Source organism: Streptococcus sp. 3874 (assembly GCF_013276425.1).
In the GTDB taxonomy this organism is placed as follows: Bacteria; Bacillota; Bacilli; order Lactobacillales; family Streptococcaceae; genus Streptococcus; species Streptococcus pseudopneumoniae.
Map to the genome: position 1 here is coordinate 1 of NZ_VMLA01000009.1, position 21,530 is coordinate 21,530.

The window sequence follows — 21,530 nt, forward strand, 5'->3', positions numbered from 1 at the left end:
GAATGAATTTGATTGCTGGCATTATCAATCATGAACTAGGATTCTAGTTTTGCAGGAAGTCTAATAAAGAAATAGAGATGGGACTGGGATAATGCCCAGTCCCATTTTTTATCAAAAAGTAATGAGATCAAAAATGTGGGAGTGATGAAATGAAGATTATAGGGATCGATATTGGCGGAACAACAATTAAGGCAGATTTATACGATGATTTTGGAACGAGTTTAAATCAGTTCAAAGAGATAGAAACAATTATTGACTATGATTTGGGAACGAACCAGATATTAAATCAGGTCTGTGATTTAATTGGTGAGTATATTTTAAATTATTCAATTGATGGTGTTGGGATTTCCACTGCTGGAGTTGTTAATGCTAATACAGGAGAAATCATCTATGCAGGCTATACAATACCAGGGTATATCGGAGTAAACTTTACTTCCGAAATAGAAAAACGTTTTGGGTTGTCTACTTTTGTTGAAAATGATGTTAATTGTGCTGAATTAGGTGAATTGTGGAAGGGACAAGCCAAAGATAAGAAAAATGTAGTAATGGTTACTATTGGAACAGGTATAGGAGGCAGTATTATTGTCAATGAACAAATTGTTAACGGATTTAAGATTTGGAGATAAAGTCGCTAAAGAAACTTTTGAAATTTTTGTAGAAAATCTAACAAAAGGTTTATTAACGATTTCTTATCTACTTAATCCAGAAATTCTCATATTAGGAGGTGGGATTCTGGCTAAAAAGGATATTTTGTTACCTGAAATTCAAAGTTCTTTAGCTAAAAATGCAATGGATAATAGGTTTTTGCCTAAAAATGTTGTGGCAGCTACATTAGGAAATGAAGCTGGTCGTATAGGAGCTGTAAAAAATTTCTTAGATAGAGTTTCTAATAAATAGTGTAAAAGATAAGGAGGTGTCACAATGACTAGCTCTGTATTTTCGACAATGCAAGATATTGAGAATGTTGCAACCGATATTATAAAATCATATGATAATGAGATTTATACGTATAAAGCTGTCTCCCAAGAAGAATTGGAAAAACTAGAAAAAAGTTATGATGAAAAAAGTCACGAAGAATTAATTTCAATAGAAAGCAATTTAGAAATGAAACAACAGAACCTCATTGATGAGGTTAATAAAACAATCAAGGAAAATGATGCAAAGATTCAGTATATTTCATCAAGTAGGAGAGGAGAATTTGTAGAAAAAATTATTGGTAGGGTGGTAGAAAAATATGGCTATTAGTCAGATGAAAAGAATTTCTCTACTATTTACTAAGAGTAGTCTTGATGATGTTTTAAAAACTATTCAAGAACTAGAGTCAGTGCAGTTCCGTGATTTAAAGGTTCAGGATAACTGGTCAGAAGCTCTAGAAAAAGATGAGGTTGTATTTCCAACTATTCAAATTTCTCATACTTCTAATTCCAATCATGGGGTTATTGAAGGAAATGATGCCTTGACTTATTTGATGAATAAACAACAACATTTGGAAGCAACTGTAGAGAAATTACAAGAATACCTACCGAAAGAAAACACGTTTAAGTTATTACAGCAACCTCCGATAACAACCTTTTATGAAGAATTAGAAAAATTTGGTAAAGCTAATGTTGCTGAGGGTGTTCTTAAAAAAGTGAATCATCAAATAAACAGAGTTCATGAATTAGAAAGACACATTCAAAGTAATAATGAGGAAATAGAGAGATTAATAAAGTGGGAAAAATTAGAAATTATTCCTGCGTATTTAGAACAATTCTCTTTCTGTAAAGGAAAAGTCGGAACAATTCCAAGGACTGTAGATAATCGCTTATACAATAGTTTTTTAGAAAACAATGTTGAAGTTCAAGAAATATTTTCTAATGATAGAGAGTACGGTGTTGTTGTTTTCTATCAGTCCAGTTGCTCTATTGATTTTGATGAATACTTATTTGAACCATTTGATTATTCTAGAAAGGAATTACCGAAGCAGCGAGTAGTAGATTTGGATCAAAAAAACATGCAGTTAATAACTGAAAAAGAGAATATTATCGCATCGTTGCAAGATTCAAAGAAAAATTTGATAGATTTACAATGGCAAATAGACTATATTTTATCTATCTATGCTCGTCAAATCTCTAAGAATAATCTTTTGAGCACTCCGCATCTAGTTGCATTAGAAGGATGGATAGAAGAAACCCGTATTTTATATTTTATAAAAGTTATGGATGAGCGTTTTGGACATTCTATTTATATTTATGAATCTGAAACATTGACGGATAATCAAGATGAAATACCTATCAAATTAACGAATCATTCTTTAATTGAACCATTTGAATTATTGACAGAAATGTATGCTCTGCCCAAATATTATGAGAAAGATCCTACACCTGTATTAGCACCATTTTACTTTACATTTTTTGGAATGATGGTTGCTGATTTAGGCTATGGTTTACTATTGTTTTTAGGAACAATGTTAGCATTAAAAAATTTTCATCTACCTTCAGCGACTAAGAGATTTTTAAAATTCTTTAATATATTAGGGGTAGCCGTTGCAATTTGGGGTGGAATCTATGGCTCATTTTTTGGATATGAGTTGCCATTTCATCTGATATCTACAACCTCGGATGTCATGACTATATTAGTAGTGTCAGTTGTGTTTGGATTTATTACAGTATTTGTAGGTTTGTTAGCTTCAGGACTACAAAAAGTAAGAATGAAGAAATATGCAGAAGCATATAATTCAGGATTTGCGTGGTGTGTTATTCTGCTTGGCTTGTTATTTATTGCTGTCGGAATGTTGATGCCTGATATGAGACCGTTATTTGTATTAGGGAAATGGGTATCTATTTTTAATGCTGTGGGGATTTTGATTGTTTCTATTATTCAAGCCAAAAGCTTGTCAGGTATTGGAGCAGGATTGTTTAATCTATATAACATTTCATCTTATATAGGTGATTTAGTTAGTTTCACTCGATTGATGGCATTAGGATTATCTGGAGCAAGTATAGCATCAGCTTTCAATTTAATTGTTGGTTTGTTTCCGGGGACATTGGCTAAACTGACAATTGGATTAGTATTATTCATTCTTTTACATGCGATCAATATTTTTCTATCGTTACTATCAGGATATGTTCATGGAGCACGTCTGATATTTGTTGAATTTTTTGGTAAGTTTTATGAGGGTGGAGGAAAACCATTTCAACCTTTGAAGGCTTCTGAGAAATATATTAAGGTTATTACAAAGAATTAATGGAGGATATATATAATGGAACATTTAGCAACTTATTTTTCAACCTATGGAGGAGCTTTCTTTGCTGCATTGGGAATTGTATTGGCGGTTGGATTAAGCGGTATGGGGTCTGCTTATGGAGTTGGTAAGGCTGGGCAATCTGCCGCAGCTTTACTGAAAGAACAGCCAGAAAAATTTGCCTCAGCTTTGATATTGCAACTACTGCCCGGAACACAAGGATTATATGGTTTTGTTATTGGAATTTTGATTTGGTTGCAATTAACTCCAGAACTTCCTTTAGAAAAAGGCGTTGCTTATTTCTTTGTAGCTCTTCCAATTGCTATTGTAGGATACTTTTCGGCTAAGCATCAAGGAAATGTAGCAGTAGCGGGAATGCAAATATTGGCTAAAAGACCAAAAGAATTCATGAAGGGAGCAATTTTGGCTGCCATGGTAGAAACCTATGCAATTCTTGCCTTTGTCGTATCATTCATTTTGACCCTTCGTGTATAAGAAATTAATTTGCTATTCAAAGGAGGAGTCTAAATGAGCAATTTAGAAAACTTACGAGAGTCTGTTATTGAACAAGTTCATGAAAAAGGGCGTATGAAATTATTGGATTCCAAAAAGAAGATTGATGATGAATTTGAAATGCAAAAGTTGGTCATTGTAAAGAAAAAAGAAGCTGAACATGAACGAAAGTTAAAAGAATTACAACAGAAATATCAAATAATTTTTCAACAATTAAAAAATAAGGAACGCCAATCAACGTTAGTATCAAAACAGAAAATATTAAAAGAACTTTTTCAATCTGCTTTAATAGAAATGGAATCTTGGAGTGCAGATAAAGAAATGGAGTTCATCTATCGAATTCTGGAACGATATTCACAACAAGAGGTCATAGTAACTTTTGGGGAGCGGACTTTAGCTAAATTCAATTTGGAACAATTAGAGAAATTGAAATTCTCTTTTCCAAATCATTTATTTAGTGAGCAGCCTATCTCAAATGAATCAGGCCTACTTATTTCAATAGGTAAAATTGATGATAACTATTTGTATAAAACATTAATTGGATTGATTTCTAAGGAAGAAAGTTCAAGTATCGCAAATCAAATTTTTATCAATTAAGGATGAAATTGGTTAATCCTTCTTAGAAATTTGGAGTATTCCAATAAAATTAGAAAGGTATTTTATGGATACTAATCTTTTTTCAAAAATAAATACGACGATTTCGGTAAAAGAAAACGATTTTATTACAGAAGAAAAATTTCAAAAAATTATACAATCCAAAGATATGGAGACATTGGCATTTATCTTAGAAGCAACTCCCTATCATTTATCGATTGACGTTTTAGAAAATCCTAGTCAGACAGAGACTTCGCTAATGACAAAATTAGTCAATGATTATAGATGGGCCTATGCTGAAAGTCCGTCTGATAAAATTGTGACTTTATTTGCTTTACGATATGTTTATCATAATATCAAAGTCTTATTAAAATCTAAGGCGGCAATTAAGAAAGATTTTTCTAAATTATTAATTCCAATAGGGATTTTTGATATAGAAAGTTTAAAACATTTAGTTTCTTCCTTACATTCAGATACACTTCCTGATTTTATGGTTCATGAAGTAGAATCAATTTGGAATGAGTATGAAACTTTTAATAATATTCGTGTACTTGATGTCGGAGCTGATCTAGCATATTTTAAACATCTGAAACTTTTATCTAATGAGTTAGATGAGGTGCTGTCTCAGGTTATTGTCGCAATGATTGACTTTTATAATATTATTACTGTAAAACGTGGTTTATCTCAAAATAAGAGTCATGGGGATATTTTACAATTACTTTCAGATGAAGGAAGTATTTCTTCCAAAGAATTTATATACATTGTAGAAAATCAAGAAATATTTGTGTGGTTCAATAAAATAAATCCAAGCTTAGATTCAATCTTTTCAACTTATGAATTGAAGATGCAGGACGCAACAATTTCATCTTCTGATTTAGAATTTTTATGTGATTTATTATTGTATAAAACTTTAGATCAAGGAAGGTACAATGTAGATGGGCCGTTAGTACTTGCTAGATATTTATTGGGATGTGAGTTTGAAGTAAAGAATCTCAGAATGATTATATCAGCTCTTCAAAATACAATTCCCTTTGAATCAATAAAAGAAAGGATACGCCCGCATTATGAAAGCTAAAAAGTATAAAATTGGCATAATTGGTAGCCGTGATATTATTTTACCCTTTAGCATGATTGGGTTTGATATATTTCCTGCCTATCAAGAACAAGAAGCTACAAATACTCTAAGAAAATTAGCTCAATCTGATTATGGTGTCATTTATATCACTGAAGACATTGCTTCAATGATATTAGATACAATTCGCCATTATGATTCCCAAGTTGTGCCTGCTATTATTTTATTACCGACTCATAAACCAGGTTTAAATCTAGGATTAAAACGTATAGAGGATAATGTAGAGAAAGCAGTAGGACACAATATTTTATAATAATATACAAAATTATCTGTAATATTATTCTATAATTTTTGGACTTAGTAAGGAGAATAACTTTGACTCAAGGGAAGATTATAAAAGTATCGGGACCTCTAGTTATTGCATCAGGTATGCAGGAGGCTAATATTCAAGATATTTGCCGTGTAGGTAAGCTAGGGTTAATCGGTGAAATTATTGAAATGAGAAGAGATCAGGCATCTATCCAAGTCTATGAAGAAACATCTGGTCTTGGTCCGGGAGAACCTGTTGTTACAACTGGAGAACCTCTCTCGGTTGAATTAGGGCCAGGATTGATTTCTCAAATGTTTGATGGCATACAACGCCCATTAGATCGATTTAAATTGGCTACTCATAATGATTTTCTAGTTCGTGGGGTAGAAGTTCCAAGTTTGGATAGAGATATTAAGTGGCATTTTGATTCTACTATAGCAATTGGTCAAAAAGTGAGTACGGGTGATATTCTTGGAACTGTCAAGGAAACCGAGGTAGTTAATCATAAAATTATGGTTCCTTATGGAGTATCTGGCGAAGTCGTTTCTATTGCATCTGGTGATTTTACAATTGATGAAGTTGTATATGAAATAAAAAAATTGGACGGTAGTTTCTATAAAGGAACGCTTATACAAAAATGGCCTGTTCGCAAGGCGCGTCCTGTTTCTAAACGTTTAATCCCAGAAGAACCATTAATCACAGGTCAACGAGTTATTGATACATTCTTTCCAGTAACCAAAGGGGGAGCAGCAGCTGTTCCTGGACCGTTTGGAGCAGGAAAGACAGTTGTACAACACCAAGTAGCTAAATTTGCTAATGTTGATATTGTTATTTATGTCGGTTGTGGAGAACGTGGAAATGAAATGACGGATGTACTGAATGAGTTTCCTGAGTTGATTGACCCTAATACCGGACAATCAATTATGCAACGGACAGTTCTGATTGCTAATACTTCAAATATGCCTGTTGCTGCTCGTGAGGCTTCAATTTATACAGGAATTACCATGGCTGAGTATTTTCGTGATATGGGCTACTCTGTCGCCATTATGGCTGATTCGACTTCACGTTGGGCAGAAGCGCTACGTGAAATGTCAGGACGTCTAGAAGAAATGCCTGGGGATGAGGGTTATCCTGCTTATCTGGGAAGTCGTATCGCTGAATATTATGAAAGAGCGGGACGTTCTCAGGTTCTAGGGCTTCCAGAACGTGAAGGAACGATTACTGCTATTGGAGCTGTATCGCCACCCGGTGGAGATATTTCAGAACCAGTTACTCAAAACACTTTACGGATTGTGAAAGTTTTTTGGGGGCTTGATGCTCCGTTGGCACAGCGACGTCATTTTCCTGCAATTAACTGGCTTACATCTTATTCACTCTATAAAGACAGTGTGGGAACTTATATAGATGGTAAAGAGAAGACAGATTGGAATAGTAAAATAACTCGTGCGATGAACTACTTACAACGGGAATCTAGTTTAGAGGAAATTGTTCGTCTTGTTGGAATTGATTCTCTGTCTGATAATGAACGACTAACGATGGAAATTGCTAAACAAATTCGAGAAGATTATTTGCAACAGAACGCTTTTGATTCGGTAGATACATTCACTTCGTTTGCAAAACAAGAAGCAATGCTAAGTAATATCCTAACTTTTGCTGATCAGGCAAATCATGCTCTAGAGTTGGGTTCTTACTTTACAGAGATTATGGAAGGTACCGTGGCAGTTCGAGACCGTATGGCGAGAAGTAAATATGTTTCAGAAGATAGATTAGATGAAATCAAAATTATATCAAATGAGATTACACATCAAATTCATTTGATATTAGAAACAGGAGGTCTATAAATGAGTGTTATAAAAGAATACAGAACTGCTAGTGAAGTTGTTGGGCCTCTTATGATTGTTGAACAAGTAAATAATGTGTCTTACAATGAGTTAGTTGAAATTCAACTTCATAATGGAGAAATTCGTCGTGGACAAGTTTTAGAGATCCACGAAGATAAAGCAATGGTTCAGCTTTTTGAAGGATCTAGTGGAATAAATTTAGAAAAGTCTAAAATTCGTTTTGCTGGTCATGCATTAGAATTGGCTGTATCTGAGGATATGGTTGGTCGTATTTTTAATGGGATGGGAAAACCAATTGATGGTGGACCAGATTTAATTCCAGAGAAATATTTAGATATTGATGGTCAAGCTATTAATCCTGTATCTAGAGATTATCCAGATGAATTTATTCAGACAGGGATCTCCTCTATTGATCATTTGAATACTCTTGTACGTGGTCAAAAATTACCAGTATTTTCAGGTTCGGGCTTACCTCATAATGAATTAGCTGCTCAGATAGCAAGACAAGCGACTGTTTTAAATTCTGATGAAAATTTTGCGGTTGTATTTGCAGCAATGGGTATTACTTTTGAAGAAGCTGAGTTCTTTATGGAAGACCTCAGAAAAACAGGAGCGATCGATCGTTCAGTCTTATTTATGAACTTGGCAAATGATCCTGCAATTGAGCGTATTGCAACTCCCCGCATTGCTTTAACTGCGGCAGAGTATCTAGCTTTTGAAAAAGATATGCATGTTCTAGTTATCATGACGGATATGACTAACTATTGTGAAGCGTTACGTGAAGTCTCGGCAGCTCGCCGTGAAGTTCCAGGTAGACGAGGCTATCCGGGATATTTATATACAAATTTATCAACTCTATACGAAAGGGCTGGTCGCTTAGTTGGTAAAAAAGGTTCAGTGACACAGATTCCTATTTTAACAATGCCAGAAGATGACATAACACATCCAATTCCTGATTTAACTGGATACATTACTGAAGGGCAAATTATTTTGTCGCATGAGTTGTATAATCAAGGTTATCGTCCACCAATCAATGTTTTACCTTCTCTCTCTCGATTAAAAGATAAGGGATCTGGAGAAGGTAAAACTCGTGGAGATCATGCTCCAACTATGAATCAACTGTTTGCAACCTATGCTCAAGGGAAAAAGGTTGAAGAGTTAGCAGTAGTATTAGGAGAGTCGGCTTTATCTGATGTAGATAAATTGTATATGAGGTTTACAAAGCGCTTTGAAGAAGAGTACATCAACCAAGGATTTTATAAAAATCGAAATATAGAAGATACGTTGAATCTTGGGTGGGAATTACTATCAATTCTTCCTAGAACAGAGTTAAAACGTATCAAAGATGATTTGCTTGATAAATACTTACCTTTGGTAGAAGTTTAATCCAGAAATGGAGTGATTATCTATGGTACGTTTGAATGTAAAACCAACTCGTATGGAATTGAATAACTTAAAGGAACGTTTGAAAACAGCTGAACGTGGACATAAGTTATTAAAGGATAAAAGAGATGAATTGATGAGGCGATTTATTTCTTTGATTCGTGAGAATAATCAACTTCGGAAAGAAGTAGAAAGTTATCTAATTGATAATCTAAAATCCTTTGCAGTTGCTAAATCATTAAAGAATTCTCAAATGGTGGAGGAATTATTTTCAATTCCATCGAAAGAAATTGAATTATTTGTTGAGAAAGAAAATATCATGAGTGTAATAGTTCCTAGAATGTATATGAATATTACTTCTCAAAATGAGAACAGTGAATACAGCTATTTATCTTCTAATAGTGAAATGGATGATGTATTTGCTACAATGAATTGTTTAATTGATAAATTACTAAGACTGGCAGAAGTTGAAAAAACGTGTCAGTTAATGGCTGATGAAATAGAAAAAACACGTAGACGTGTAAATGGTTTAGAATATTCGATTATTCCAAACTTGTCAGAAACTATTCATTATATAGAATTGAAACTAGAGGAGGCAGAAAGAGCCAATTTAGTTCGGATTATGAAAGTGAAGTAGATCCTTTATTTAGATTATTAATTAGATGAACAAATATCAGCTTGGATAAGGCGGTAAGTCTTTCTAAGCCGTTTTTTAGTAATTCAATTCCTTTTTTTCAGTATGATAGTGGTATTATTTTAAGATACTTGAATTCTAACAATAATAACTTGAATTTTCAATATATAGTTCAACTTTTAATAGCATTTGTTATTATTTATTTCCCTTTGAGTCAACTATTACAGTTTTTGACACCTAATATTATTGTTCGTAGTATAGGAGGGGTGGTTGTTTCTATACTGCTTTCTATATTATATATGAGAGGAAGGACGAAATATGTTCTACGTAAATAGTTATGTTTTTGCTTATAAAAAAGAAGGTATAATGTATTTGCGTGGTCGGAGTATGCGGGAAATAGCTATAGAACCTCAAATTTCGCAAGAATTTATCAACGATCTATTTAATAGTTGTAAGGAACTATTAGAGATAGAAGAAGTATTAGGCAGTAAACTAACATTTGAACTATTAAATGAACAAATTTTAATTTCGGATGAGATAGATATTGATAGTAGCTATTCTAGAACTAAAGGTTGCTATTCGTTATTTTATAATGAAGAGTATAATAAAATACAGAATAAAACAGTATTAGTATTAGGAGCAGGAGCCTTAGGATGTTATATATCTCTAAGTCTAAGTATGTATGGAGTGAGGAAACTTATTGTCGCTGATTACGATATAATAGAACCATCAAATTTAAATAGGCAAATTCTTTATACAGAGTCGGATGTTGGTAAGGAGAAGATTAATGTTCTTTCTGAAAAAATACACAAGTATAATTCAGATGTTCAGGTAGTACCTATTTCTATTAAAGTTTCTTCAGTAGAAGAATGAGAAAACATTGTTGCGGAATATGGGAGTATAGATTTTATCGTTAAAGCAATTGATACGCCCATTGATATTATAAAAATTGTCAATCAATTTGCTGTATCGCATAAGATATCCTACATATCAGGAGGGTTTAATGGATGCTATCTTATTATTGATAATATATATATCCCTACCGTCGGTTCTTGCTTTGGTTGTCGGAATATAAACAAAGATATAAATAAGTACACTTTATCTGATAAGACAAAGTGGCCGACTACACCAGAGATGCCTGCTATTTTGGGAGGGATAATGACTAATTTAATAATTAAAATATTTCTGGGATGTTATAATGAAATCCTAATAGATAACGCTTACGTTTATAATATGAGAAATCATGCTCTAAGTCAAGAAAAATATGTTCTGGAAAACGGAGAATGTCCAATTTGTAAAAAAAAATAATAAAGTGAAAGATAACAATATTAGAGCGAAAACATTTATTCGTTCAGTTTGTTTTTGCTTATTATCAGGAGGAGTAGCTTTTTTATCTGCTATTGGGCAGTTCGCTGTTATAGAAACACAATTAATAGTATTGTTCTTGGGTATTATTTTTGCTATATATTATGCTTACTACAATAAAAATGTTCAAACATCATTGGAAAATATAGTATGGCTTTTTTCATCGTTTGAGATTTTATTTTTGCTTGTTAATTTTAGAACATTTATTCAGTTACCAGTGGATATTTTTATTGGTATGATAATATTTTTAATGCTGTGGATATTTATTATGTTAGGTATAGTGTGTCTTAGTTATTATATAACTTTATTATTTAGCAAGGAGGCTTAGTATGTTTAAAAAAATAGGTATAATGAGCGTTTGCATATATATAATTATTTTATACTGCTTGAGAATGTATCGTATTATCAATAATATTGAAACAATCTTGCTAACGGTTATATGCTTAATGTTATTGTTTTTTTTAAGACGTTTATTTGATAAAGATAAGTAAATAGATGTTAAGTAAAAATGTAGAATATAAAGGAGGTGCAATGAGTATGATTGAAGTTAGCCATTTATCAAAAAGTTTTGGTGATAAAATAGCTTTAAATAATATAAGCTTCACTGTTAAAGAAGGTTAGATTTAGGACCATCTGGTTCTGGAAAGACCACAACGATTAATATTCTGACTGGGCAGTTCCTTGCCGATAAAGGACAATCTATTATTTTGGGACAAAAATCTCAAAATTTAACAAGCGGTGAATTAAAGAGAATTGGATTGGTTGGCGATACAAGTGGATTTTATGAGAAAATGTCTCTGTATAACAATCTTCTTTTTTATAGTAAATTTTATAATATTAGTAAATCACGTGTTGATAATTTGTTAAAGCGAGTAGGATTATATGATAGTCGCAAGATGGTAGCAGGAAAATTATCCACTGGAATGAGGCAACGAATGCTTTTAGCACGAGCTCTTATCAACAACCCCGCTGTACTCTTTCTGGATGAACCGACCTCAGGTCTAGATCCCACAACTTCTCGAACAATTCATGAGTTAATTTTAGAATTGAAAACAGCAGGGACAACGATTTTTCTAACGACTCATGATATGAATGAAGCAACTCTTTTATGTGATTATGTTGCCTTATTAAATAAAGGGAAATTAGTTGAGCAAGGAGCTCCTTCTGAACTCATTCAAAGATATAATAAAGATAAAAAGATTAAGTTTACAGATTATAATGGGAATCAGATAACTTTTGATTTTACATCACTAGAACAGGTATCTCAGGCTGATCTGGAAAATATTTTTTCAATTCATTCATGTGAGCCTGCTTTAGAAGATATTTTTATCACATTAACAGAAGGAAAGCTAAATGCTTAAACGGTTTCTGGCTTTGGTATGGTTGCGTTGTCAAATTATCCTTTCCAATAAGAGTATTTTATTGCAAGTTTTAGTGCCTTTTGCTTTCACATATTTTTATAAATATCTTATGGAAACACAGGGGAAGGTCAACGATCAACAGGCATTAGTTCTTTTGATGATGTGTTTACCTTTTTCTTTGGCTTTGGCTGTTGGAAGTCCTATAACTATTATCTTGTCTGAAGAAAAAGAAAAGTACAATTTACAAACTCTTCTGTTGAGTGGTGTTAAAGGCTCCGAATACATTTTATCAACTATGTTTCTTCCTTTTTTGCTAACTTTTGTGATTATGGGAACTACTCCTCTTATTTTAGGAGTTACAATTGTACATACTTTTAATTATATTACAATCGTTCTTCTAACCTCTTTATCCATCATTTTATTCTATTTATTGATAGGTTTAACCGCGAAGAGCCAAGTAGTAGCTCAGGTTATCAGTCTTCCTGCTATGATTTTAGTTGCTTTCTTACCGATGCTATCTGGTTTGGATAAGACAGTTGCGAAGATAACAGATTATAGTTTTATGGGACTGTTTACTAAGTTTTTCACAAAATGGGAGGAATTTTCATGGAATAAAACTCTAATTCCTAATCTAACACTACTTATTTGGATTGTTCTTCTATTAACTTTAATTACGATAACTATTAGGAAAAAGAAAATTTCTTAATTGAGTTATTTTAATGATTATAAACACAAGTGGGAAGGAAAAAATGAACTGATCTTTTTGACAGCAATTCTACAGAATAGTCTTATTGCTATATTTTGATTTGAGTGTACGAAAAAAGAAAAATAACAATAGTGCTCATACTAATTGCAGAAGTTTTGGGTGATAAGATAACGGATAAATTGCAATAAAAAATGCAACATTTTTAAATCTCCTCTATAAGTGCTTCAAAAAGTGCTTCAAAACCTGTCTTGTAATCCAAGTATTTTTGGGGACGGTGATTAATAAGCTAGCAAAGCATCATTAAGGATTTTTTCGGTAATTGTTGCCAAATCGGTTTAAGAAAATACCCACGAAGAAGTCCATTCGCATTCTCATTACTTCCCCTTTGCCAAGATGAATAGGCATCCGCAAAATAAAACAGAATTCCCATTTGTTCAATTAAAGGGTAACAAGCAAACTCTTTTTCTCTGTCCGAAGTGAAAGTCTTTAACTATTCTTTTGGAAAGAGTCTTGTGAGGTGTTCAATAGCAGTCAACATGGATTTAGCTGTTTTTACTTGACAAGTGCTAGTAGAAATAATAGAATAATAGAAAACCTTTAAAGCAGTCCAGAGAGGCAGCTAAGGTTAGACGGTGAAAGGGTGGAGACTACCCATTTTTCGTGGAACCTTGCTGTTGGCAGGTTCCTTTTTTCGTGGCTTCTGTTGGCCAGACTCTCTCACTAGTAAAGGTAAAAGGAGAAACCTATGCGAGAACATCGTTCAATCATTGCTCTTGATTTTCCTAGTTTTGAGGCGGTCAAGGAATTTTTAGCTCTTTTCCCAGCAGAAGAAAGCCTTTATCTCAAGGTAGGGATGGAGCTTTATTACGCAGCGGGGCCTGAGATTGTGTCCTACTTAAAAGGTTTGGGTCATAGTGTCTTTTTGGATCTCAAACTTCATGACATTCCTAATACAGTCAAGTCAGCCATGAAGATCCTATCTCAGCTTGGTGTGGATATGACCAATGTTCATGCGGCTGGTGGTGTAGAGATGATGAAGGCTGCGCGTGAAGGTCTTGGAAGTCAAGCTAAATTGATCGCTGTAACTCAGCTCACATCAACGTCAGAAGCTCAGATGCAGGAGTTTCAAAATATCCAAACCAGTCTGCAAGAGTCTGTGATTCACTATGCCAAGAAGACAGCTGAAGCTGGCTTGGATGGTGTTGTTTGCTCGGCTCAGGAAGTACAAGTCATCAAGCAGGCTACCAATCCAGATTTTATCTGTCTGACACCAGGGATTCGTCCAGCTGGTGTTGCAGTTGGAGATCAAAAACGAGTCATGACACCTGCTGATGCCTATCAAATCGGCAGTGACTATATCGTAGTGGGACGTCCCATTACCCAAGCTGAGGATCCTGTTGCAGCTTATCATGCCATCAAGGATGAATGGACACAGGACTGGAATTAAAGAACTAGATTAGAAAAATAAAAGGAGAATACCATGACACTTGCTAAAGATATCGCTAGCCACCTCTTGAAAATCCAAGCCGTTTACCTCAAACCAGAGGAACCCTTCACTTGGGCATCTGGTATCAAGTCACCGATTTACACTGATAATCGTGTGACACTAGCCTATCCAGAAACTCGTACCCTAATTGAAAATGGTTTTGTGGAAGCTATCAAAGAAGCCTTTCCTGAAGTAGAAGTGATTGCAGGAACTGCAACAGCAGGGATTCCACACGGAGCCATTATTGCTGATAAGATGGACTTGCCTTTTGCCTACATCCGTAGCAAACCAAAAGACCACGGAGCTGGTAATCAAATCGAAGGTCGCGTAGCTCAAGGTCAAAAAATGGTAGTGGTTGAAGACCTTATTTCAACGGGTGGTTCAGTTCTTGAAGCTGTAGCAGCAGCCAAGCGAGAAGGAGCAGATGTACTTGGAGTTGTAGCGATTTTTAGTTACCAATTGCCAAAAGCAGATAAGAACTTTGCAGATGCTGGTGTGAAATTGGTGACGCTTTCTAACTACAGTGAACTCATCCACCTAGCCCAAGAAGAAGGCTATATCACGCCAGAAGGACTCGACCTTCTAAAACGCTTTAAGGAAGACCAAGAAAATTGGCAAGAGGTGTAAAAAAATCAAAAGACTAAAAGGTTAAAAATTATACTATTCTGTCATATCAGGTGTATGAATGACAAGATTCAAGTTGTTAATGTTTTTTTACGTCAATTGTTTCAGCTTTAGATTTGCTTGGCTTGCTCTCATATAAAAAGTAGCACACGTCATGAAAGTTACAAGGGTTAAAGTGTAATCCATAAATATTGTCAAATCCCTTTTCTGAGATGTTGGAATTTCTTGCTTATCCCAGTCTTTTCAGTGATTTGGCTCAGTGATCTTAGCGTCAGGTTCTTTTTAGTTTTGAAAGATTATCCGTGAATTTCTTGCTTATTTATGATAAAATGGGAGTATCGCAAAAAATGACTCATCGTATTCAATTTTGAGTAAAACTAGGAGGATCCCATGTCTACAGAACATATGGAAGAACTAAATGACCAGCAGATCGTTCGCCGTGAAAAAATGGCTGCGCTCCGTGAACAAGGAATCGATCCCTTTGGAAAACGCTTTGAACGCACTGCAAATTCACAAGAATTAAAAGATAAATTTGCTGACCTCGATAAAGAACAATTACACGATAAAAACGAAACAGCTACTATCGCAGGACGCTTGGTAACCAAACGTGGTAAAGGTAAAGTAGGTTTTGCCCACCTTCAAGACCGCGAAGGTCAAATCCAGATTTACGTTCGTAAGGATGCTGTCGGTGAAGAAAACTACGAAATCTTCAAAAAAGCAGACCTTGGTGACTTCCTTGGTGTCGAAGGTGAAGTGATGCGTACGGATATGGGAGAACTCTCTATCAAGGCTACTCACATCACACACTTGTCTAAGGCCCTTCGTCCTCTTCCTGAGAAATTCCATGGTTTGACAGACGTTGAAACAATTTACCGTAAACGTTACCTTGACTTGATTTCTAACCGTGAAAGCTTTGAACGCTTTGTCACTCGTTCAAAAATCATCTCTGAAATTCGTCGTTACCTTGACCAAAAAGGTTTCCTTGAAGTGGAAACACCTGTTCTTCACAACGAAGCTGGTGGTGCCTCTGCCCGTCCATTTATCACTCACCACAATGCCCAAAACATTGACATGGTGCTTCGTATCGCGACTGAGCTTCACTTGAAACGCCTTATCGTGGGTGGTATGGAACGCGTCTATGAAATTGGCCGTATCTTCCGTAACGAAGGAATGGATGCTACTCACAACCCTGAGTTCACTTCTATCGAAGTTTACCAAGCATACGCAGACTTCCAAGATATCATGGACTTGACGGAAGGCATTATCCAACATGCTGCTAAATCAGTTAAGGGCGACGGCCCAGTCAACTACCAAGGAACTGAAATCAAAATCAACGAACCATTTAAACGTGTTCACATGGTGGATGCTATCAAAGAAATTACTGGTGTAGATTTCTGGCAAGATATGACTTTGGAAGAAGCTAAGGCTATCGCTGCTGAGAAGAAAGTTCCAGTTGAGAAACACTATACTGAGGTTGGTCACATCATCAATGCCTTCTTTGAAGAGTTTGTTGAAGAAACTTTAATCCAACCAACCTTTGTCTATGGACATCCAGTAGCTGTATCTCCACTGGCTAAGAAGAACCCTGAAGACCAACGCTTTACTGACCGTTTTGAGCTCTTCATCATGACTAAGGAGTACGGTAATGCCTTTACTGAGCTCAACGATCCAATCGACCAGCTTAGTCGTTTTGAAGCCCAAGCAAAAGCAAAAGAACTTGGTGACGATGAAGCGACCGGTATCGACTATGACTACATCGAGGCTCTTGAATATGGTATGCCACCAACAGGTGGTTTGGGAATCGGTATCGACCGTCTCTGCATGCTTCTCACTGATACAACTACTATCCGTGATGTATTGCTCTTCCCAACAATGAAATAAGCTCTTATCCTCTGGTACTTGCCAGGGGATTTTTGGCTCTTTGTCAACTGTAGTGGGTTGAAGTCAGCTAATATCTAGAAAGGACACATTTCGTCCTTTCTTTTTTGATGTTCAGAGCGATGAAAATCGTTTTTTTGAAGTTTTCAAAGTTCCGGAAACCAAAGGCGTTGCGTTTGATGAGTTTGATGAGATTATTGGTTGCTTCTAATTTGGCGTTAGAATAGTGTAGTTGAAGGGCGTTGACAATCTTCTCTTTATCTTTGAGGAAGGTTTTAAAGAAAGTCTGAAAAAGAGGATGAACCTGCTTAAGATTGTCTTCAATAAGTCCGAAAAATCTGTCAGGCTCCTTATTCTGAAAGTGAAAAATCAAGAGCTGGTAGAAATCATAGTGGTGTTTCAAGTCTTCTGAATAGCTCAAAAGTCTATCTAGAATTTTTTTTATTGGTCAAGTGCATACGAAAAGTAGGGCGATAAAATCGTTTATCGCTGAGTTTACGACTATCTTGCTGGATGAGCTTCCAGTAGAGCTTGATAGCCTTGTATTCATGAGACTTTCGATCCAATTGATTCATGATTTGGACACGGACACGACTCATAGCACGGCTTAGATGTTGCACAATGTGAAAACGATCAAGAACAATTTTTGCATTAGGGAGTGAAACAGTCTGGGAGATGTTTCAGCCTGAGCCTAGAAATTCGAAAGCGAAGCTGTTTAGCCAAGTCATAGTAAGGACTAAACATATCCATAGTAATAATTTTGACGCGACATCGGACGGCTCTATCATACTTAAGAAAGTGATTACGAATGACAGCTTGTGTTCTACCCTCAAGAACAGTGATGATATTGAGCTTGTTAAAATCTTGCGCAATGAAACTCATCTTTCCCTTGGTGAACTCATACTCGTCCCATGATATAATCTCAGGAAGGCTATTGTAAAAAAAATAAAATTAGGTTATAATGACTTCTGATAAATGATTTTACTACAAAAGGTTGGGTTAACTAAGGTGATGTTATGAAAACAGGGGCGTTAAGAATTTATTTTGGTTATGCTGCAGGAGTTGGAAAAACCTATGCTATGCTTAGAGAAGCGCAGCGAGCTCAAAAAGCTGGAGTAGATGTGGTAGTAGGTTACATTGAACCTCATAATCGACCTGAGACTATGGCTTTACTGATTGGTCTTGAGCAATTATCTCCTAAAACAATAAAATATAAAGGTATCACCTTAAATGAGTTTGATATTGATACTGCTTTAAGGCGTCAACCACGCATTATTTTAGTGGATGAATTGGCTCATACTAACTGTTTTGAGTCACGTAATAAAAAGAGGTACCAAGATATTAAGGAACTGCTTTATGCAGGGATTGATGTCTATACTACTGTAAATGTCCAACATATTGAAAGTTTAAACGATGTGATTGAAGCTATTACAGGGATTCAAGTTAATGAGATAATTCCAGATGCTATTTTTGATCAGGCTGATCAGATTGAACTTGTAGATATTGACCCATCAGATTTACTTGAACGATTGGATAAAGGCAAAATTTATTCTAAATCGCAAGCTAAATTGGCCAAGCGTCACTTTTTTACTGAAGAAAAGTTAATATCTTTGAGAGAAATCGCTTTGCGCAAAGCAGCTGATCAGATTAATGGAAGTGCTTTTCGAGGAAAAAAAGTTAAAGATAGTATTGTGACCAAGGAACATGTCTTGGTCTGTGTGTCACCCTCTCCCTCCTCTTCACATGTCATTCGCGCTGCTTCAAGATTAGCAAGTGCTCTTAATGCAGACTTTACAGCCCTGTATATTGGTAGTTTAGATAGGGAACTGACTAATCAGGAGTTACATCAGAACTTGGAATTGGCAGAGCGGTTGGGAGCTAAGGTGACAGTTATGGATTATAATAATGTGACCAAGCAGATTGCTGATTACGCAAAATTGAGCCGTGTTTCTAAGTTAGTAGTCGGAAAAAGTGGCTCCAGAACTATTTGGCCTAAAGAAAATATTGTGGAAGTTCTTAGTAAGAATGTTCCTGATTTGGATATGTTTGTAGTCCATAATACTAGAGGAAAAAAAGAGACTTCGGTTGGTAAGCTCTCGTTGCCTTCTTGGTTTTCTAAATGGCAATTTTCTTTCAGTGATTTGGTTAAAACACTGGTGGTATTGTTGCTAGTAACCTTAACAGGTCTTTTATTTCGTTTCTGGAATCTCAGTACCAACAACATTATAATAATATATATATTAAGTGTTCAAATAAATGCTGTTTGGACAAAAGGAAAACTTTATAGTGTGATTTCTTCTATTTTATCAGTTCTTTGTTTTAATTACTTTGTTGTGGCCCCCTACTACACTTTTACTTCTTTTAATCCTACTTATCCTATGACTTTTGCTATTATGTTAATTACTGGTCTGATTACTTCTAGTCTCATAAAAAGGATTCAAGAGCAGGCAAGATTATCTACTGAAAAATCTTATCTAACAGAGTTGTTACTACAAACAAATAGAGGATTATCTCAGGCAGACTCTATTCCTTCTATTTTAGAAGAACTAGCTATTCAAGTCAAAAAATTATTGAATAGTGATGTGGTGATTTATCCTGTAACAGGTGGTACTTTGGAGACGCCGAAATATTTCCCTACCAGTCATTCTTTGAGGACCTTAGCTGATTACTATCAGTACAATGAGCGAGGAGTGGTTGAGTGGGTTTTATATAATAATAAACAAGCTGGAGCAACAACAAACACCTTGTCTGCTGCTAAATTTCTGTATTTATCTGTCAGAGGTAAAGATTCTGTTTTTGCTATTATTGGTATTTTAATAGAGGATAAAACAATGATTGACCTGTTTGAAAAATCTGTTATTCTAACTGTTTTAGGAGAGGCATCCTTGGCATTAGAAAAAGAAGCATTACGCGAAGAACAACAAAAAATGGAACTTAAAATACAAAAAGAACAGTTAAGGGTTGATTTGTTAAGGGGAATCTCACATGATTTGAGAACTCCACTTACAAGCATATCAGGTCAGTCTAAATTAATGATGGAGACGGGGGGAATTATGGAGAAACAGCGTATGATAGAATTAGCTGCCTATATTTACGATGACTCTATGTGGTTGATTAATCTGATTGAAAATTTATTGTCAATTACTAAATTGGATAATGATACTACTCTTTCATTAAGAATAAATGTTTTCGATGAGTTGATTGAAGAAGCTTTGAAACATGTGGATCAACATATTAAGAATCATGACTTTGTTTTAATTTTATCAGATGATTTATTAATAGCTAAAATGGATGCTCCCTTGATTGTGCAAGTACTGGTTAATATCATTAACAATGCAGTTAAATATACGCATGAAGGATCTTTAATTACATTGACGAGTAATAGAAAGGATCAGAACCTGGTGGTTGAGGTTTCTGACGATGGTCCTGGTATTAACGATCAAGCAAAAGAAAAGATTTTTGACCTTTTTTATACATCAGAAAATTTGGCATCCGATGGTAAAAGAGGCCTAGGTATAGGACTATCTTTATGTAAGAGTATTATTACAGCACATGGGGGGACTATTTACGTCCATGACAATACTCCTAAAGGAGTTATCTTTGGATTTACACTACCACTAGCGGAGGTGAATGTATTACATGAAAAATGAAAATGTTAAGATTTTAATTTGTGAAGATGACTCTTCCGTTAACAGACTTTTATCCTTAGCAATGGAAGTTGAAGGTTATCATTATGTATCAGTTCGGACTGGAGAGGAAGCTTTGCGTCAGATCATTTCGCAATTTCCAGATTTATTATTATTGGATTTGGGTTTGCCAGATATGGATGGTAAAGACATTATTGACAAGATTCGTAGCTTTTCACAGCTACCTGTTATTGTTGTTAGTGCACGTGGAGAAGAAAGTGACAAGATTGATGCACTTGATGCTGGGGCAGATGATTATTTGACGAAACCCTTTAGCATTGATGAGCTTTTCGCTCGGTTAAGAGTTAGTCTTAGGAGGTCAAAGCAGATTAATCAACAAAGTGACGGTAATTCTGAAAAATCATCTTTTACTAATGGCTGGCTACATGTTGATTTTTTATCTAATCGTGTATTTGTTAATAACCAAGAAATTCACTTAACCCCGATTGAGTATAAGTTGCTTTGTCTTCTATCAGAGAATGTTGATAGAGTGTTGACTTATCGTTTTATTGTCAAGGAAATTTGGGGATATTATGAGGAAGATTTTTCTGCTTTGAGAGTTTTTGTTAATACATTGCGAAAAAAAATCGAATTAGGATTGGGTTACTCTAAAATGGTTCAAACTCATATTGGTATCGGTTATCGTATGATTAAGATTGAAAATTATGATGACAAATAATCCAAAAAGAATTTTATTCACCTGATTTGTAATTTCTTGGCAGCTATTTGAAACAAGTCTTAGGATAGGTTGTCTTAGGTTATTTTAGGAGACAATCTTTATATAATCTTTATTTTATATCCGTAATCTTTATATCATTTTTATACTTTTCGTGGTAGAATGATTATATTCTTGA

The 21,530-nt window shown here is 34.9% G+C and carries 16 protein-coding genes and 6 pseudogenes; 20 read left to right on the top strand and 2 right to left on the bottom strand.

The annotated features are described in order from the left end of the window. Positions 1-149 precede the first annotated feature (149 nt). The 15 genes and pseudogenes from HT703_RS00675 to HT703_RS00740 all read left to right on the top strand — a co-directional run bounded on the left by HT703_RS00675 (position 150) and on the right by HT703_RS00740 (position 13,002). Positions 150-897, top strand: a pseudogene (locus tag HT703_RS00675) (ROK family protein). A gap of 24 nt (positions 898-921) precedes the next feature. After that, positions 922-1,245, top strand: a complete 324-nt coding sequence (locus HT703_RS00680) for a hypothetical protein (RefSeq protein ID WP_023935724.1) — start codon at positions 922-924, stop codon at positions 1,243-1,245. Then, positions 1,235-3,226, top strand: coding sequence for a V-type ATP synthase subunit I (locus tag HT703_RS00685; RefSeq protein ID WP_023935726.1), 1,992 nt, complete (start codon positions 1,235-1,237; stop codon positions 3,224-3,226). Before HT703_RS00680 ends, HT703_RS00685 begins: the two co-directional genes overlap by 11 nt. A 15-nt stretch (positions 3,227-3,241) precedes the next feature. Next, entirely contained in the window at positions 3,242-3,718 is a 477-nt protein-coding gene (locus tag HT703_RS00690) for a V-type ATP synthase subunit K (protein WP_000400484.1), read from the top strand. Between the two features lie 33 nt (positions 3,719-3,751). Next, positions 3,752-4,333: a hypothetical protein gene (locus HT703_RS00695; RefSeq protein WP_023935730.1), complete on the top strand. Its 582-nt coding sequence runs from the start codon at positions 3,752-3,754 to the stop codon at positions 4,331-4,333. 64 nt (positions 4,334-4,397) lie between these two features. Further along, on the top strand, positions 4,398-5,405 hold the full coding sequence (locus HT703_RS00700; RefSeq protein WP_023935732.1) for a V-type ATPase subunit: 1,008 nt from the start codon (positions 4,398-4,400) through the stop codon (positions 5,403-5,405). After that, positions 5,395-5,715: a V-type ATP synthase subunit F gene (locus HT703_RS00705; protein WP_023935734.1), complete on the top strand. Its 321-nt coding sequence runs from the start codon at positions 5,395-5,397 to the stop codon at positions 5,713-5,715. The genes HT703_RS00700 and HT703_RS00705 overlap by 11 nt, the downstream gene beginning before the upstream one ends. Before the next feature lie 62 nt (positions 5,716-5,777). Further along, complete coding sequence (locus tag HT703_RS00710) at positions 5,778-7,553, top strand: V-type ATP synthase subunit A (RefSeq protein ID WP_023935736.1); 1,776 nt, start codon at positions 5,778-5,780, stop codon at positions 7,551-7,553. Then, a complete protein-coding gene (locus HT703_RS00715) occupies positions 7,554-8,939 on the top strand; it encodes a V-type ATP synthase subunit B (protein ID WP_023935738.1) in 1,386 nt (461 codons plus the stop codon). A 22-nt stretch (positions 8,940-8,961) separates the two neighbouring features. Continuing rightward, the gene (locus HT703_RS00720; RefSeq protein WP_023935741.1) at positions 8,962-9,573 is read left to right on the top strand and encodes a V-type ATP synthase subunit D; all 612 of its coding nucleotides are present in this window, start codon (positions 8,962-8,964) and stop codon (positions 9,571-9,573) included. Between the two features lie 80 nt (positions 9,574-9,653). After that, positions 9,654-9,905 (top strand): annotated as a pseudogene (locus HT703_RS11545) (hypothetical protein); the annotation flags it as partial. Between the two features lie 52 nt (positions 9,906-9,957). Next, positions 9,958-10,878, top strand: a pseudogene (locus tag HT703_RS12060) (ThiF family adenylyltransferase). Beyond that, positions 10,835-11,263, top strand: a complete 429-nt coding sequence (locus tag HT703_RS11555) for a hypothetical protein (RefSeq protein ID WP_188093791.1) — start codon at positions 10,835-10,837, stop codon at positions 11,261-11,263. The pseudogene HT703_RS12060 and the gene HT703_RS11555 overlap by 44 nt, the downstream one beginning before the upstream one ends. 203 nt (positions 11,264-11,466) lie before the next feature. Next, positions 11,467-12,296, top strand: a pseudogene (locus HT703_RS00735) (ABC transporter ATP-binding protein). Further along, positions 12,289-13,002, top strand: coding sequence for an ABC transporter permease (locus HT703_RS00740; protein ID WP_000919275.1), 714 nt, complete (start codon positions 12,289-12,291; stop codon positions 13,000-13,002). The pseudogene HT703_RS00735 and the gene HT703_RS00740 overlap by 8 nt, the downstream one beginning before the upstream one ends. 202 nt (positions 13,003-13,204) lie before the next feature. Here HT703_RS00740 and HT703_RS12065 read toward each other — a convergent pair. Beyond that, positions 13,205-13,429 (bottom strand): annotated as a pseudogene (locus HT703_RS12065) (IS30 family transposase); the annotation flags it as partial. A 318-nt stretch (positions 13,430-13,747) separates the two neighbouring features. On the opposite strand from HT703_RS12065, the gene pyrF reads away from it, so the two are divergent. The 3 genes from pyrF (at position 13,748) to lysS (ending at position 16,993) form a co-directional block, all read left to right on the top strand. Then, positions 13,748-14,449, top strand: coding sequence for an orotidine-5'-phosphate decarboxylase (gene pyrF / locus HT703_RS00750; protein WP_001866104.1), 702 nt, complete (start codon positions 13,748-13,750; stop codon positions 14,447-14,449). Positions 14,450-14,482: 33 nt separating this feature from the next. Further along, positions 14,483-15,115, top strand: a complete 633-nt coding sequence (gene pyrE, locus HT703_RS00755) for an orotate phosphoribosyltransferase (RefSeq protein ID WP_054392713.1) — start codon at positions 14,483-14,485, stop codon at positions 15,113-15,115. Between the two features lie 387 nt (positions 15,116-15,502). After that, a complete protein-coding gene (gene lysS, locus HT703_RS00760) occupies positions 15,503-16,993 on the top strand; it encodes a lysine--tRNA ligase (protein WP_050207953.1) in 1,491 nt (496 codons plus the stop codon). A gap of 67 nt (positions 16,994-17,060) precedes the next feature. On the opposite strand, the pseudogene HT703_RS00765 reads toward lysS, so the two are convergent. After that, positions 17,061-17,941: pseudogene (locus HT703_RS00765) on the bottom strand (ISL3 family transposase); the annotation flags it as partial. 65 nt (positions 17,942-18,006) lie between these two features. On the opposite strand from HT703_RS00765, the gene HT703_RS00770 reads away from it, so the two are divergent. Further along, positions 18,007-20,640, top strand: coding sequence for a sensor histidine kinase KdpD (locus tag HT703_RS00770; protein ID WP_172929825.1), 2,634 nt, complete (start codon positions 18,007-18,009; stop codon positions 20,638-20,640). Next, positions 20,630-21,355 (top strand): response regulator transcription factor, encoded by a 726-nt coding sequence (locus tag HT703_RS00775; RefSeq protein WP_000787304.1) that lies wholly within the window; start codon positions 20,630-20,632, stop codon positions 21,353-21,355. The genes HT703_RS00770 and HT703_RS00775 overlap by 11 nt, the downstream gene beginning before the upstream one ends. The last annotated feature ends 175 nt before the right edge of the window (positions 21,356-21,530 follow it).

Coding starts and splice junctions, on each gene's coding strand:
- HT703_RS00680 (WP_023935724.1), top strand. CDS start 922: ATGACTAGCTCTGTATTTTCGACAATGCAAGATATTGAGAATGTTGCA.
- HT703_RS00685 (WP_023935726.1), top strand. CDS start 1,235: ATGGCTATTAGTCAGATGAAAAGAATTTCTCTACTATTTACTAAGAGT.
- HT703_RS00690 (WP_000400484.1), top strand. CDS start 3,242: ATGGAACATTTAGCAACTTATTTTTCAACCTATGGAGGAGCTTTCTTT.
- HT703_RS00695 (WP_023935730.1), top strand. CDS start 3,752: ATGAGCAATTTAGAAAACTTACGAGAGTCTGTTATTGAACAAGTTCAT.
- HT703_RS00700 (WP_023935732.1), top strand. CDS start 4,398: ATGGATACTAATCTTTTTTCAAAAATAAATACGACGATTTCGGTAAAA.
- HT703_RS00705 (WP_023935734.1), top strand. CDS start 5,395: ATGAAAGCTAAAAAGTATAAAATTGGCATAATTGGTAGCCGTGATATT.
- HT703_RS00715 (WP_023935738.1), top strand. CDS start 7,554: ATGAGTGTTATAAAAGAATACAGAACTGCTAGTGAAGTTGTTGGGCCT.
- HT703_RS00720 (WP_023935741.1), top strand. CDS start 8,962: ATGGTACGTTTGAATGTAAAACCAACTCGTATGGAATTGAATAACTTA.
- HT703_RS11555 (WP_188093791.1), top strand. CDS start 10,835: ATGTTCTGGAAAACGGAGAATGTCCAATTTGTAAAAAAAAATAATAAA.
- HT703_RS00740 (WP_000919275.1), top strand. CDS start 12,289: ATGCTTAAACGGTTTCTGGCTTTGGTATGGTTGCGTTGTCAAATTATC.
- pyrF (WP_001866104.1), top strand. CDS start 13,748: ATGCGAGAACATCGTTCAATCATTGCTCTTGATTTTCCTAGTTTTGAG.
- pyrE (WP_054392713.1), top strand. CDS start 14,483: ATGACACTTGCTAAAGATATCGCTAGCCACCTCTTGAAAATCCAAGCC.
- lysS (WP_050207953.1), top strand. CDS start 15,503: ATGTCTACAGAACATATGGAAGAACTAAATGACCAGCAGATCGTTCGC.
- HT703_RS00770 (WP_172929825.1), top strand. CDS start 18,007: ATGAAAACAGGGGCGTTAAGAATTTATTTTGGTTATGCTGCAGGAGTT.
- HT703_RS00775 (WP_000787304.1), top strand. CDS start 20,630: ATGAAAAATGAAAATGTTAAGATTTTAATTTGTGAAGATGACTCTTCC.